This window comes from Burkholderia sp. 4M9327F10, assembly GCF_005503145.1.
Lineage (GTDB): Bacteria > Pseudomonadota > Gammaproteobacteria > Burkholderiales > Burkholderiaceae > Paraburkholderia.
On record NZ_SCNV01000006.1, the window covers coordinates 101,597 to 115,760 of the forward strand.

Genomic DNA, 14,164 nt, shown 5'->3' on the forward strand with positions numbered 1-14,164 from the left:
CGTGAGCCGGCAGCCCGGATGCGGTTGTGCCGCCGGCGCCTGGCCGGGCCGGGCTCACGCGAGGCCGTCAGCCTCCCGTTGAATAGTACGGTTTTTATTTCGTATCGTTATATTGATACGATATTAACGATGAAATCGCCAGCGTTCGCGAATGCAGCCGGACGGCCGATGACTGATCGTTACCTACTGGGGATAACACGATGATGCGGAACCTGAAGAAGATTGTGCTGGCGACGGTGCTTGCTTCGGCGATGGCCCAGCCCGTCCTGGCAACCTGCACCATGCAGACGCAGATGGCCAGCGCACAGGCGGCAGAACAGGCGCGGCGTCTTGCCAACATCAATGCCAATTTGCAGACGCTTGCGTTGTTGAGCCAGTTGCAGACAGCCTGTCTTCAGGGCTTTCAGATGATTCCGACCCAGGGAATGGGGCCCAGCTCGATCGCTATAACAGCGCTTACCAACATTGAACAGTCGGTCTGTCAGTCCCTGGTCAACAAGGCTCGCTCGACCGCGCAGTCGGGGATGGCTGCGGCACAGGCGCAGGCACAACAGCAGATCAACAGCATCATATCGAGCGTGGTCAGCTCCAGCGGGAGCTCGGGCATGCTTTCCGGCGCGACCCAGGCGAACACATCCTCGTCGAGCGGCGGCGTGATGTCGGCCATTACGAACAGCTTGTCGAGGCTCTTCCAATGAAGAAGATCGCTCCATCGCTTGTCGTGCTGGTCGCGGCGTTGACACTATCGAGCAGCAGTAATGCATACGCGGTTTGCGACGGTTGTGTGGTCGCAGCCGTGCAAGAGGGCGCTCAGCAACTGTCTGCGGAACTCACATCGATTGGATCGATGTTGCAGCTTATGCTAACCGAAATCGACGACGATATCGGCGCTATCGGCGCCAAGGAGTCGGGCAGTAGCGTGATGGCAGCAAATACGCAACGGGATATGGCGGCTCAGGTTCAGCAGCAGAGTGAAATGGACGCGACCCTGCAGCAAACCGAATTGCCGATCGACCCGTGCGCGACATCGGGAAGCAATTACGCGATGCAGGCCGTTCATAGCGTGAACATGACGGCGACGAACTACCGTCCCGGCGGTAACGCCACCGTGTCCAGCGCACCGCTGTCGAAGGCATTGAGCAGCTTCGCGCCATCTATCGAGGCTTCGCGCCGTGCGTCCACCTCCATCCACGAGGCGGCGTATTGCAACGCAAACGAAGTTGCGCTGGGTTATCCGGGTTGCTCGACGTCGAGCATGCCGGACGGCGACGCGAATGCGGACTCGCTTTACGACGGTGCCGGCATGCCCGGCAAGGATGCCGACTTGACCTTTACGCCGCAGGAAATCGAAGCCGCCCGCGCCTATGAGCGGATGTCGGTGGATCCGGAACCTCCGCAGTACGTCTCGAAGGCCGAGGCCAATACGGAAGTCGGCAAGCTCTACATCGCAATGCAAAAGGCCTATCAGGCGAACGTGTCCTCAGCGGAGAACACACTCAACAACCTGATTGCCGCGCGTGCACCGTTTCCAGGCAGTGCACAGTTGATCAGCGACATCAACTCCTCGTCGGACTCGGCGGAGCAGTATTTCAACGCGAACGCGTCGCCCGTTGCCAAAAGCACAGGCACGATGAGCCTCGCCGAGCTCGAGGATTTCGAGGCCGGGCGCCGCTGGCGTAATCCGTACTGGCAGATCGAAATGGGTGCGGTTGCCGACCCGACCAAGATCGCGCGGGAGCAGCTCTACACGACGGCATTCATGGCCGATATCGATTACCAGAATTTTCAGCGGTCGCAGCATATCGAAGTGCTGCTGGGGCAGCTTCTCGCGGTGCTGGAGCGGACCAACGAGCGTCCGGTGCTCGAGGCGCAACTTCAGCGCGTACATGCAACCAACGCAAGATAACGGCGCTTGATTTCGTTTTCTTAATATCGTATCGTATACATCATACGTAAGTGATTGTGGTGATCGATCCGTATCAGGGTGGCGTCTGGATGTAGTGCCCCGGCGCCTGGTCGTCGGTCCAGATGGCTCTCTTTGTGCCGAATGGACGTGCGGTTCCTCGACCGTTTGTTCATTCGGCTTTTTTTGCAGGGACTCTCTCAATGTCGAGCAGCGGTTCGCTGCTGTTGAGCGCTCGCGTCGCGGTTGCGACATACCACTTTGCCGATGGCCCGTTTCGGCTGCTCTCGGACGCCTTGCGCCTTGCCCGTCGAGCGGGAATTGCCCGCGCCGAGGAAGGCATGGAAATGAGCGCGCCCTTGCTTGCGCCGACTGACGCCGATCCGGCGTTTGATCGCCGGCTGACGGAAATGCGGGATGAGTACGAGTATGCATACCGGACACATGTGCCGGTCTGGGGTGAGTACTACATGCTATCGATCCGAAACGAATGGGTAGGAATCCGAAGTCTTGAGCGTGACGATGCGCGGGGCGAAATTACGGTTTCGGCGCAAAGCGCGCCGGAGATCTTCCGGTTGCTGAAGTGGCGCCCTCAATCCTATCGCTTTCGGCGTGACTTCATGATGTGGGGCGGATCGCATTTCGTGCGGATGGACGACCCCACCACCAGTCACTTCGGGCAACTGTATCTCGAGACGGGACATCCCTCGCGCGGCAGCCTTTACTTCGGGGATCCGAAGACTGAACATTTTCATTTGTCGGCCTTGCTTGCTCTCGAACAACGGGTGCTGGCTCTTGCCGGAAGTCGAACCAGCGCGGGCGATATCACCGCAGAACATACGGCGTAGCGGTAGTGGCGAGATCAGACGGATCGACCTGAATCCGAGCCATATCAAAGCAGCGGAAGATGCCATGAGCGAAAAGCAGGCGGGTGCAAGCGTCCGGCCGGGACGACAGGAAGAGGTGGTGTACAGGCTCGATCTCGAACACCACGGGCAGAGTGTCACCACGCTTTATGTGATCGATGGGGTGATCGTCTACAGCGGTCTCGTCGAACGATTGCGCTGGGAACAGCACTCGCTGGCGACCCGGGAGTTTGCCGTTGGTGATTCGCTCAGCTTTCGCGACGGTGCAGAGCCGGATGGGTTGACCGATTGCCTGATCGTCGGCGTCCAGCCTATCGAGCATGCATTGACGTACAAGGAATGGCTGGCCGAGGTGGACCGTCTGGCCTGGGAGCAGTGGGGCGAACAAAGCTATACGGCGAACTCAGGAGCAAACATGCCGGGGGATTCGTGGATCGAGTTTTACCTGGAGGGTATCTGCGCGGAACGTGCGTGGGGCGCGGAAGTTCGTGCGGTGGCTACGTGGATGGACTTGCCTGTATGTTTTTCGAATACGGGTGACTTCTTTTGTGTTTCTAGTAAAGCCGAGTCAAAGCGTGCGGGAGCCGGCTAATCATACGTTGCGGCCGTAACCCCTCGTGCGGCGTTTGACTCCACGGAAGGTGCGGCTCGTTTCTGGATCGACCTTGAGGAATTCAATGAAATTACGCAAAGCTGCGGTGGCCTCGGTGATTTTTATGGGAGTAGCAGGTATGACTACGGATGCGGATGCACAGTCAGGCAACAGTGTGGTGAGCAATGTCGCGAGCGCTTCGGTGACGACGCCGAAGTTGCAGAGGACGATCAAGCTCGGTGGTTTGCTGTCGGAGTCGATAGAGATCATGAAAATAAGCTTTAGCCCGAACGGTCGCTATCTGGGAATCGTGGGTTCGGGTCATTCTTCGCCGACCATCATCGTGGTGTGGGACATGCAGCGTGACAGGGAGCAGTCCCGCATTCATTGTCAGTATGACTATTCGACGACCGAAGAGGACCACTTGCTGTGGAGTTCAGACGGAAAAACCCTCTCGTTTGGCCCCAAGATGCAGTGGGATGCGATGACGGGCGACACTCTGCCGGAGCGGCCCGCAGTGGGATTTTCCGCGCGGCTGAACAAGGACGGCAGCAAGCTGCTGACCCTCGTCGGCACACTTGGTGATCCATCCGACATCTACGTATACGACACGAAGACATGGGCGTTGCAGATCATTCATGCCGACGGCCTTCGGGTCACAACCGCTTCGTGGACGACGGACGACAGAATACTGGTTAGCGCCATGCCTACCAGTGAAACTGGCGAAGGCAAAACGCTCGATGGACATCTCATTCACTGGTACGACACCGCGATCAGGCTTGTGGATCCTTCCGGTAAGGAAAAGACCAAGGCCGTGTGGTTTCCTCAGGAACCGACTAACGACCCTAAATCACCGTACACCTATGCGTTTCCAGTCGGTACGGAGGGTCAAACGAACTTCGCAACGAATGAGATTTTCCTGGCCTCCGGTCAGATCATAAACGGCGCTACGCTCAGCGTTCGCCATTACCACTCGTTCAATGCAACCGACATTGCACCGGGTGGGTCCGGAATGGGGTTTAGTCCTGACGGGAAATTTCTTTATCTGAAAGGTTCAACGTTCGCTGACCCGGGACGCAAGCCGATCGAGAACAGCATCGTGGATATTGCCTCGGGAAAACCCCTGCTGCAATTTAGCGGGGCAATGGGCGACGGAGAGGGGCTTGCCGTGAGCCCGGACGGTCAATATCTGGCGCTGGCCAATAAAAGTTCGGTTCTTCTCTTCAACCTCCGATAACCAACTCGAACATTCGGGAGTGTAGCGATGACGCAAACCACACCTTCGGCGACGCTGAAAGATATCTTTACAGCCGCTGTAGCGACTTACGGCGATAAGAATGATCCAAAGTTAGGTCCTCAATGGACTCCGCTATCGATGAGCGACATAGCTCGGTTCGATCCGAAGTTGGGAGCCGCCATGGATCAGCTTGGGTTTTCAGCTCAGGTCAATATCAACTTCCAGACCGGGGAGGTCATTATCGCCGACCGTGGTACAGCCAACTTGAAGAACGTGGTCACGGACGCTGGGGTGGCCGTCGACGCGGTAGCGAACACGCAGAATGTGGCGGAAAGATTTGCCCGCGCAGGATTGACCGCGGCAAAGGCAAAGCTGGATCAGGCGAATGTCCCTTTTAGTGCGGTATACACCACCGGTCACTCCCTTGGCGGCGCGGAGGCGCAAATGCAGGCGTCCATGTTGAGCACCGCCACTGATTCACACGGCAAGCCCCTTGTTCCAACCGACGTCCACATCACCAACGTCTCGCTGGATGCCCCGGGTATCTCAACCCTGTGGAACAAGGGTGATGGCAGCCGTTACACCAGCTATAACTTCTCGGCTCAAGGGGATGTCGTCCACCTCTCGGGCGGTCACGATCTGGCGGGAACAAAAGAGGTACCGTTGCCGCTCGGACCGTCGATGTTGTCGACGGCCGGACTGATTGCCGGCGGCACAGCGCTGGCGTTTACAGCGCCCGTCCTGGGTGCATTCATCGGAGGGGGCATGGTTCTGCGTGGGGTGGCCAACGCAGCGGAGGCCCATAAGAGCCCGCTCATTCTCTACGGCACGAGCGATACGGCGATGGTAAACATACCGTTACCGCAACTCAACGGCATGCCGTCACAGCAAGTGCAGGATCTGTTTCAGGTGAGCCAGTCCGAATACAGGGCGGTCGCCGAAGCTGCGGGTGGCTACACGCGGGCTCACGGCGCCACCACGGCGTACAACATCCTCGGTATCGACGAGCACGGCAATATCGACCCAGCGCTCGTAAAAGACAGCGCGGGCAACACCACGGCTCGCGTTGACGAGTGGCTGGAGGAGAACGGTTACCGCCAGCGCACGCAGCCGCAGCCAAAGCTCGCCATGTAAAGTACGTATCGTTTACCTGATACGAAATAATCTGTTGCGGTCCGTACATTCCGTATGCTACTCTTTATACGGAATTTGAAGCGATTCGACGGACCTCAGATACATAAACAGGTAGACCAATACATGCGACTCACGCGCGTTGCTATTGCGGCTTTCGTATGCGGGCTTGCGGGAACGGATTTCGTGGAGATTCGGGAAGACATCGGAACCCGGCCCGGCGCACGGGTGGGCGTCGTCATGAAGATTAACCGCGTGAAAATTCGTTACCGTGAAATTTGAGCCGGCCACCATCCTGCTTGCCTGCGCAGCGGCCTGGGCCACGGTCGCATGCCCGCTCGCGCTCGCGGATGCGACAGACACCTCCGACATGTCGGTGAACGACATTGCCAACCTGTCGGTCGATACGGTCCCGGCTGCCGCGGCGATCACGCCCATCCGCGCGAACGAGTTGCAGGAGGCGGCACTTCCATTGGGCAGTCATAAGGGCCTCGCCGACCGGTCCGCGAAGTTGCTTGCCGAACTCGAGGCGCGCGGCACCCGGCTCGACACGATGTACCGCTTCGGGGCGCTCGTGACCCGCAACGGGATGCTGCCGCCCGTGATTACCGAAGCACGTGACGCGGTAGAAGCAACCTCGGACCAGATCCGCACCGCCGACTCGATGTATCGGATCGTTGTCCCGTCCCGCTTCATTACCGTTGCGCCCTCCTGGCGCGACTATCTCTTTGTGGGGCTGCGCATCAAGGCACAGACGGACCAGGTACCTTTCTCCGCGGTTCTGCCCAAGACAGCGGCCGAGCGCGAATACTGGAAAGAACAGGTCATGCTCGGTTATGCGCAGGGCGAAGCGCTCGCGGATCAGATTCTGCAGACCAATTTCAACCGCCTGAATCGCGACTACACCGGGATGCTGCGCTATTCGGAGCTGCTCAACAAGGGCATGGTGTCCGAGCCGTCGATTGCTGTCGCTCCGCAAGTCGTCTCCGGCGACCGCTCGCATATCAATGTTGGCGACACGCTGTATCGCGTGACCGATCACGGCGGCTTCGTGACCGACCCGAACCGGTGGCAGGCGAGCGTTGCCCCAGCCGATGCCAGTCCGTCCACGCCGCCTGCCTTGCAGCCGCAGCCCCCGTCACAAGGGGGTTCGCCATGACGCGCAATTCGCCACACATCACGCGGGACCGTGATCCACGCAAGTGCCGGGTGGCATCACCGGAGATATTACGAATGAGAGGGTGCGAGATGCACAAGAGGATGATCGTCGCCATCCTGGCGGCTGTTGGTATTGGGATGGGATGTGCGTCAACGGCATACGCGGGATTCGTCAACGAAGTGCCGCCGGTGGTAGCTGCACCGGCTTCGGCGGTAGCCGCCCCCGCGCCCGCGATTTCCATACAACCGCTGGCCGATGACTTACCGGTTTCGACTGGCCGGAAAGTGACGCAGATCGGGTACCGGCCTTCGGATGATTACGTTCCGAGAGGAAAGGGGCGCGATATTGCGCTGGCAGACATGATGCCGGTGATCGTACCGAAGGACTTCCGGATCGAGATGGGTGACGTGGATCACTCCCAACTGGTGTCGTGGAGCGGTGGACTCCCTTGGGACACCGTCCTGACGAACGCGATTGGCCCTCTGGCGGATGTGCACGCCACGATCGACTGGAGCCAGCGCGCCGTGTCCTTGCACCGGGGCCGTCCCTCGCAGTTGCTGGCTGGAGTGGTGGTCAATAGTCGCGCCACGGCAGATGTCCCGGCGAGCGCACCTGTCAGCCAGGCCGATCCGGTCGCGCCGTACGAGCTTGTTGGTGGTCAATCTCTGGAATTCCAGTTGATGGCCTGGGCGAAGCGTGCCGGTTGGGCGGTGAGCTGGAATACGCCGGACGACTTTGTTCCTCCGCACGATTCTTCGTGGGGTACGGACTTCCAGACCGCGGTCACGAACGTGTTTGAGCAGCTCGCTGCGAATGGGGCAGACGTACACGCTGACATCTGGAAGGGCAAGGGAGACAACACAGTGGTGGTCGATAAACCGGGGGCGGGCCAATGAAGTTTCCATTTCATCATTCGATTCTGGCCGTCGCTGCCGCGGTGACGTTTGCGAGTCTCGCAGGCTGTGGCGTACAGCAGGTGTATCACGAACAGGATGTGCTGGGCGCAGACGCGAAAGCGCAGGTTGAGACTTCGGTCAAGAGTCGTCCCATCGTCCAGGTGCATGACGGGGCGTGGTTGATGGGCGAAAAGATTCAGGCGACGAAGCCAGAGCCTGAAATCTACGACAAACAGGTCGTGTTCAATCACCCCGAGGGCATGACCCTCCCGGAAGTGGCAATGTGGATCACTGAAAACATCGGCGTGCGCGCGGTCGTCGATGCCTCTGTTCAAGGAGCTAACTCGCCTGGCGGAGCCGGCGCCGCGGCCGGCATGGCAATGCCGTTCTCCGCACGAACGGCATTGCCATCGCCAGCGCTTGGATTACCGGGCGCTCAGGCGCTGCCGTCGCTGCCTGCCGCATATCCTGTTTCCTCCGGCGCCCTTGCAGGTTCGCCGCTCAGGTTCTATACGGGCGCTTTCCGGGGATTTCTCGATCAGGCCGACGCGCACTACAACGTGTGGTCGCGCTACAAGGACGGCGTGGTGACGTTTTTCACCACTGAGACCCGTACATTCCAGTTGCCGAGCATTGCAGACACGGCCTCGATGAACGGATCGATCTCGACTGGCGATTCATCTTCCGGTTCGTCGCAGGGATCTTCTGGCGCTGGAACGGCCAATGCCGGCTCTGCGCAGACCGCGAGTACAAGCGGTTCCAGTTCGTCCTCCGGTAGCGGCAATCAGACAATCACGCTAGGTGTACAGGTCACCCCGTGGCAGACCCTTGAGCGTACCGCCAACGCCATTGCGGGCTGCAAGGATTGCGTTATCGGCGACCAGAATCTCGGGGTTTTGACCGTAACCGGTACCCCTGTGCAATGTGACCGCCTGGAGAGCTGGGTCAAGAACCTGGACTCCATGTACGGGAAGCAGGTCGCAATCGATGTGCACGTCTACCAGATCCAGGAAACGCTCGAACACAACTACGGTATCAATCTGACGCTGGGATACAAGAGCTCGGGCGCTCACACAGGCCTGTCAATGACAGGCGCGGCGGCTCCGCTTGTCACCAGCACATCGACGCCGATGACTTTTGGCGCATCGATCCTGGGAGGCTCCCTGAGCGGATCCAGTGCGGCAGTGCAGGCGCTCGCGACACTCGGAAACGTTTCGCAGTTGATCTCCCGCTCCGGCGTCACGCAGAACGGCAAGCTGCTCGCCCTTCAGGCGGCCAAGCAGGAGGGCTACGTTGCCTCGACGCAGAGCACGCTGACGGCGAGTGTGGGCTCGTCGACAACGATGCAGACCGCGACCCTCGTTCCAGGGTTCACAAGCAGCTTTCTGCCTAAGGTCATTGACGGCCGTATCCTGATTGATTTCGACATGACGCTGTCGGATCTCCTGGATCTGAAGACCTTCACAAGCGGAAGCGGATCGAGTGCTTCCAGCGTGCAACTTCCGACGATGCAACTCACCCGCTTCGAGCAGAGCGTCAGTCTCAAGCCGGGCGAGACACTGATCCTCACGGGTATGCGCCAGCAAAACACGAGCACGACCAATAACGGTGTTGGCAGCCCTTACTTGCCGATACTCGGTGGCGGCGTCGACGCCCAGAAGGGCGACACCATCATCGCAGTGGTGATCTCGGCGCGGTTGCTGTGAAGGAGAACAGATTGAAAACGAAGATGACGATGAAAGGTCTTTTCCTTGCGGCTTGTGTTCCAGTTGCGGCATTTGCAGCGGCACCGGCCGTCAATGCGCCCGCAGCCGCGGAACCTGGCGTCGGCGCATCCAGTGTCGCCGCCATGGATGCAGCTAGTCAGATGACGGATTCGCAGCGGCTCGCCGCACTTCTCAAGCAGATTCCGATTCTCCAGGCGCAGGACCAGATCGCCAAGCTCAAGCACGACATAGCGGTCAATGAGGGCGGCGGACAGGCGGGGGCGATCCCTATGGGAGCGTTGCCTGCATTTGGCGCACCCATTGCGTCGCCGGTGGCGCTACCTCAGGCGCCGCAAAGGTCGATAGTTCATACATCGATTCGTGCCGTCGCGGTCAACGCGTTCGATGGGCGATACAACGCGGTGCTGGACGTCGATGGAAAGACGATCACTGTGCGGGTGGGAGAAACGGTGGCAGACGGCTGGAAAGTTTCGGCGATCACCGAAACCAGCGTCACGATCGTGAACGGTAAGCAGGCTCGGATTCTGAGGGTCTAACGTGGCCGACATCATTGCGCTTCCCGGTGTAAGAGCTCCGTTCGCGGCGGGCCTCTCATGGCGGCACGAAGATACCCGTCCGAAGGCCAAAGCACTGCGTGCGCTGTCCCTGGAGAAGGGGCGGTGGGGGCTCGTACGTGAAACAAGCGCGGGAACGATTCAGGCCGGCTTTTGCAACCCGATCGACGGAGTGACGTCGCCGGCGAAACTGAGATCCCTCGCCGCGATGGTTGCTGACCAGCATCCGCAACCGTGGATGGGCCGGTACCGGATCTCGGAGAACCGGTACTGGTATATCGCGGTCCGCGATGGGCAGGAGGTCATCCCGGATGGTGACCGGATCGGCACGGCTGCGGACGTGGATCGCATCCGCGAGCAGCATCGCGAGCTGGGAGAATGGACAACCGATCTCGAAGGTACGATCGATGACCTTGCAGAGATGGCGCGCACATGGACGCGAAAAGTTACGCTGTCCGATCTGCAACGGCGTCTCTGGGTTCCGGTCGCGATCGTGTCTGGTGTCGCGATCGCGATCGCGGCGATTTCGGCCGGCGTGGTTGTCCATAACGAGCGTGCGGCCGCCGCCAGGAAAAAGATCGAGGACGACAACCGGCTGGCTCTGGCTGCCGCCCAGCGCGCGGAGCGCGTCGCCAAATCCAGAGTGCTTCCATGGACGCACGAGCCCATGCCCTCAGACGTTGTCCGGGCGTGCGGATTGGCCTGGCGTGATCAGGATCTCGCGAGAGGTGGCTGGATGCTCAGTTCGTGGCGCTGCGACGCCTCCACGAACGGCATCTCGATGACATCGGACTGGGAGCGGGCAGGCGGGCTTGCATCGGAAGCGCCCGGAACGCTCCAGGACGGCGGGCAGAAATCGGAAGAATCAGTTCAGGTGCGGCGCGCATTTTCCGAGCCTTCGCCGCTCGTCGCCCAGTCCGAGGCGGCGCAACGCGCAATCTGGTCGTTCGCGCAGTCGAACGGGCTCACGCTCACCATGACTGCGGCAATCGCGAAGCCAGTGCTACCGGGAGCGACGCCCGACGAGCCTGCGGTAGATCCGTGGACGATTTCCCAGCCGGTCTTCAAGCTTGGCATGGCGCCGTGGGATCCGGCCGCACCGTCGTTCGATACGGTCCCGGGCCTGCGCGTGCGCGGCCTTCGCTGGTCGCAGGGTACACCGCAATGGACCGTCGACACGACGCTTTATACGTTGCGCGCAAGCACTATACCGGCCGCTCACGGTGGCCCGGCAAAACCGTTGCCCGGAGGGCGTGCGTAATGGGATTCGCAGAGAAACTTCGCAAGGGCGTCGTCCCGGCGTCAGAGTCGTTCCAGGTGACAACGCTGGAGGCGCGCTCGAGCGCAGATCCGGGACCGCTTCCGCCGCCGCCCAACGGCCTGTTGCCGCATGTGGTCTATCCCGCTACAAGGGCGCGGCCATTTGGACGCGTGGCTATTGATCTGGGCTTGCTTACCGCAGCCCAGGTCAGTGCCTTGCTAGATCCCAAGGAACTCGCCAAAGGCGGGCGGATTGGCGATCGCGCGATTCGTCTGGGCATGCTCACCCAGGATCAGGTGGATGCGATTCTCGGCGTGCAGACCATCACGATTCACGTGGACGCCCGTCACGCTGGCAACCCGCAGTTCCTTACGTGGCTCGAAGACCTGTCGAGAAGACACGTTGTCACCAAGGTGGAGCGCGTTTCCGCACAGGACCTGGAGTCAGTGCGCGAAGCCGAAAAGGCAGGCGGCGTCGCCGACGACACCGATCTCGTTACGCTTACGAAGGCTCGCCGTATCGTCGTCGATGCAGCAGCGATGGGCGCAAGTGACATTCACGTCCTCGTGCGAGAGAAGCACGCGGAAGTCCAGCTTCGTGTGAAAGGCGACCTGATGGTTGCGCACAAGCTGAACATGCGGCGCGACGAGGGCGAGGCGCTTGTCCGGTCGATTTACACAGGCCTGGCAACGATCAAGGAGCCGGTGTACAACCCGCTTAGCTTCCAGGACGGGCAAATTAGCGGCGACGCGTTGCCGGGCACAAATGTGTCAAGCGTGCGTCTCATTCGCGGACCGTCTTTCCCCGAGGAAACAGGCGGTGGCTTTCTCGTCGCGCGTATGCAATACCACCGGCACAAGAAGGAAATTCGCGCCACGAGCCGGACTATCGAACTGTCGGTGCCGGCGCGCCCCGAAGGCAAGTTCGCCGTTGCAGGCTTTACGCCGCTACAGATAGCGCTCAGCGAGTATCTGGTTCGTATTCCTATGGGCGTTGTGCTCGTTACTGGCCCAACGGGTAGCGGCAAGACGACGACGCTTCACGAATACATGGAAGACCAGGCGCGTCTTTTCCCGCATCTGCGCCAGGTAACGATCGAAGATCCGATTGAATACCCGAAAGATTGGGCCGTTCAGCTATCGGCGTCAAAGGACTTTCTCGACAAGCTCCACAAGGCGTTGCGTATGGACCCCGACATCATCCTGATGGGGGAAATCCGCAAGGCCGAGGAAGCATTGGCAACGCTGCAGGCGGCTATGACGGGCCACCTCGTCTGGACGACCGTGCACGTAACGGACCCCTATCGAACGATCCGCCGCCTCGAAATGATGGATCACGAGCGCTTGTCTCTGGCAACCCTCTGCGATCACGAACTGATCGTCGGGCTGATGGCGCAACGTATTGTCCAGGCGCTTTGCGGCAAATGCTGCCGCCCCCTGGAAGACCAACCGGATGCGCTGCCTGCCTATATGCGGGATCGGCTCAAATCGTGGGCGCCTAACGGTGATCTGGGATCCGTGAGGCTGCGTGGGCCAGGATGCGAGCACTGCGGCTTCCACGGGATCGTAGACCGGCAGGCGGTAGCGGAAATCGTTGTCACGGACGAAGAATTTATGGACGACTATCAGCACCGCGATGTGCTGATCGCACGGCGCAACCATCGCCTCAAGCCTGGCTCCGACAAATCCATGCTCGCCAATGCGATGGATCTTGTGTTCGCGGGCAAAGTCGACCCGCGGGACGTACACGCGAAAGTCCACAAGCTCGAATTCATGGAGGAGGGCGTATGACGGCGGGATTGTCGTGGAGCGTTCGCCGCCGGCTCTATCAGCAGGCGTCGAATCAGATCGAGAACGGACTGGGAATCACACAGGTTCTTGGCGACTTTCGTGATCGCCTGCAGCGTCGCCGTCGCAAGAAGGCGGCGCAGGCGGCACACGATATCTATCGGAAAGTTCGCGACGGCGAGACGCTTCGCGACGCGATGGGAGCGGATTTGCCGGATCTGGAAAGCAGCGTTCTTGCCTCGGGGGAGCAGGCCGGACAGTTGCCGGCCGCGATGCGACTCGTCGTGGACGTGCGCGACCGCACGACCCGCATGCAACGCCACCTGTTTGGGAGCTTCTTTTCGCCGGTTGTTTATCTGGTCGCGTTCTATTCGGTTCTTTTCACGATCGGTTATTCGATCGTGCCGCAGTTCACGGAAAACGTGCCCGTCGAAAAATGGAAAGGCTGGGCTTACGTGTTGTACGTCATGGGTCAGATTGCGGTTGGCTGGGAAGCGCCGGCTTTATTTGGCACCGCGATAGTGGCTACGGCTGTTTCATGCTGGTCATTGCGGCGATGGAGCGGACCGGGGCGACGGTTCTTCGACCGGAATGTGTTTCCGTTCACGGTCTACCGCGAGGTAACCGGATTCGCATGGCTGTTGTCGTTTGCGGCGTTGCTGAAAGCTGGGGTCCCGGACACGGAGGCTCTCAAGAGCCAGACCGTCAGCGCGTCCCCTTGGCTTGCATCACGGCTGCGTCCGATCGCAGGTGGACTGAGAGACGGATTCAATCTGGCGTCAGCGATGAGACGGTCCGGACTCGAGTTTCCATCTGTCGACCTGATTGAGGAGATCGATGCGTATGTTGGCTTTCCCAACTTCGCCGACGTGATTGAAAAGGTTGCCAAGGAATATGCCGAAGGGCTCGAGCGCCGGCTGATTGCTCGAGGAATGGCTATCTCGTTCGTATTCCTGCTCATGATGTACTTCGCGTTTGCTGTCGTGCAGCTTGGCTCCAACTCGCTGTCATCGCTCTTTGCATCGTCAATGGGTTCCTACTGATTTACACA

Annotated in this window: 13 protein-coding genes; all 13 read left to right on the forward strand. The window is 60.0% G+C overall.

Features of this window, described 5'->3' with window-relative positions; translation table 11 throughout:
- Positions 1-200: 200 nt before the first annotated feature.
- The gene (locus FFS45_RS08775; protein ID WP_137954236.1) at positions 201-698 is read left to right on the forward strand and encodes a hypothetical protein; all 498 of its coding nucleotides are present in this window, start codon (positions 201-203) and stop codon (positions 696-698) included.
- On the forward strand, positions 695-1,906 hold the full coding sequence (gene traW, locus FFS45_RS08780) for a conjugal transfer protein TraW (RefSeq protein WP_137954237.1): 1,212 nt from the start codon (positions 695-697) through the stop codon (positions 1,904-1,906). The genes FFS45_RS08775 and traW overlap by 4 nt, the downstream gene beginning before the upstream one ends.
- A 200-nt stretch (positions 1,907-2,106) precedes the next feature.
- Entirely contained in the window at positions 2,107-2,751 is a 645-nt protein-coding gene (locus tag FFS45_RS08785; protein WP_212745711.1) for a hypothetical protein, read from the forward strand.
- Between the two features lie 64 nt (positions 2,752-2,815).
- On the forward strand, positions 2,816-3,361 hold the full coding sequence (locus FFS45_RS08790) for a hypothetical protein (RefSeq protein WP_137954239.1): 546 nt from the start codon (positions 2,816-2,818) through the stop codon (positions 3,359-3,361).
- 85 nt (positions 3,362-3,446) lie between these two features.
- A complete protein-coding gene (locus FFS45_RS08795; protein WP_137954240.1) occupies positions 3,447-4,598 on the forward strand; it encodes a WD40 repeat domain-containing protein in 1,152 nt (383 codons plus the stop codon).
- Between the two features lie 27 nt (positions 4,599-4,625).
- A complete protein-coding gene (locus FFS45_RS08800; RefSeq protein ID WP_137954241.1) occupies positions 4,626-5,732 on the forward strand; it encodes a lipase family protein in 1,107 nt (368 codons plus the stop codon).
- 268 nt (positions 5,733-6,000) lie between these two features.
- Positions 6,001-6,888 carry a type IV secretory system conjugative DNA transfer family protein gene (locus FFS45_RS08805; protein ID WP_137954242.1) on the forward strand — a complete coding sequence of 296 codons (888 nt, stop codon included), beginning with the start codon at positions 6,001-6,003 and terminating at the stop codon, positions 6,886-6,888.
- A gap of 89 nt (positions 6,889-6,977) precedes the next feature.
- Positions 6,978-7,784 (forward strand): TcpQ domain-containing protein, encoded by an 807-nt coding sequence (locus FFS45_RS41675; protein WP_171029606.1) that lies wholly within the window; start codon positions 6,978-6,980, stop codon positions 7,782-7,784.
- On the forward strand, positions 7,781-9,490 hold the full coding sequence (locus FFS45_RS08815) for a secretin N-terminal domain-containing protein (protein WP_137954243.1): 1,710 nt from the start codon (positions 7,781-7,783) through the stop codon (positions 9,488-9,490). The genes FFS45_RS41675 and FFS45_RS08815 overlap by 4 nt, the downstream gene beginning before the upstream one ends.
- An 11-nt stretch (positions 9,491-9,501) precedes the next feature.
- Positions 9,502-10,047, forward strand: a complete 546-nt coding sequence (gene pilP / locus FFS45_RS08820) for a type IV pilus biogenesis protein PilP (RefSeq protein WP_137954244.1) — start codon at positions 9,502-9,504, stop codon at positions 10,045-10,047.
- A 1-nt stretch (position 10,048) separates the two neighbouring features.
- Positions 10,049-11,326: a type 4b pilus protein PilO2 gene (pilO2, locus tag FFS45_RS08825; protein WP_137954245.1), complete on the forward strand. Its 1,278-nt coding sequence runs from the start codon at positions 10,049-10,051 to the stop codon at positions 11,324-11,326.
- Positions 11,326-13,116: an ATPase, T2SS/T4P/T4SS family gene (locus FFS45_RS08830; RefSeq protein WP_171029607.1), complete on the forward strand. Its 1,791-nt coding sequence runs from the start codon at positions 11,326-11,328 to the stop codon at positions 13,114-13,116. Before pilO2 ends, FFS45_RS08830 begins: the two co-directional genes overlap by 1 nt.
- On the forward strand, positions 13,113-14,156 hold the full coding sequence (locus FFS45_RS08835) for a type II secretion system F family protein (RefSeq protein ID WP_137954247.1): 1,044 nt from the start codon (positions 13,113-13,115) through the stop codon (positions 14,154-14,156). The genes FFS45_RS08830 and FFS45_RS08835 overlap by 4 nt, the downstream gene beginning before the upstream one ends.
- Positions 14,157-14,164: the final 8 nt, after the last annotated feature.

Bases quoted from the DNA above. Each gene is read 5' to 3' on its own strand.
- FFS45_RS08775 (WP_137954236.1), top strand. From the start codon at position 201: ATGATGCGGAACCTGAAGAAGATTGTGCTGGCGACGGTGCTTGCTTCG.
- traW (WP_137954237.1), top strand. From the start codon at position 695: ATGAAGAAGATCGCTCCATCGCTTGTCGTGCTGGTCGCGGCGTTGACA.
- FFS45_RS08785 (WP_212745711.1), top strand. From the start codon at position 2,107: ATGTCGAGCAGCGGTTCGCTGCTGTTGAGCGCTCGCGTCGCGGTTGCG.
- FFS45_RS08790 (WP_137954239.1), top strand. From the start codon at position 2,816: ATGAGCGAAAAGCAGGCGGGTGCAAGCGTCCGGCCGGGACGACAGGAA.
- FFS45_RS08795 (WP_137954240.1), top strand. From the start codon at position 3,447: ATGAAATTACGCAAAGCTGCGGTGGCCTCGGTGATTTTTATGGGAGTA.
- FFS45_RS08800 (WP_137954241.1), top strand. From the start codon at position 4,626: ATGACGCAAACCACACCTTCGGCGACGCTGAAAGATATCTTTACAGCC.
- FFS45_RS41675 (WP_171029606.1), top strand. From the start codon at position 6,978: ATGCACAAGAGGATGATCGTCGCCATCCTGGCGGCTGTTGGTATTGGG.
- FFS45_RS08815 (WP_137954243.1), top strand. From the start codon at position 7,781: ATGAAGTTTCCATTTCATCATTCGATTCTGGCCGTCGCTGCCGCGGTG.
- FFS45_RS08830 (WP_171029607.1), top strand. From the start codon at position 11,326: ATGGGATTCGCAGAGAAACTTCGCAAGGGCGTCGTCCCGGCGTCAGAG.
- FFS45_RS08835 (WP_137954247.1), top strand. From the start codon at position 13,113: ATGACGGCGGGATTGTCGTGGAGCGTTCGCCGCCGGCTCTATCAGCAG.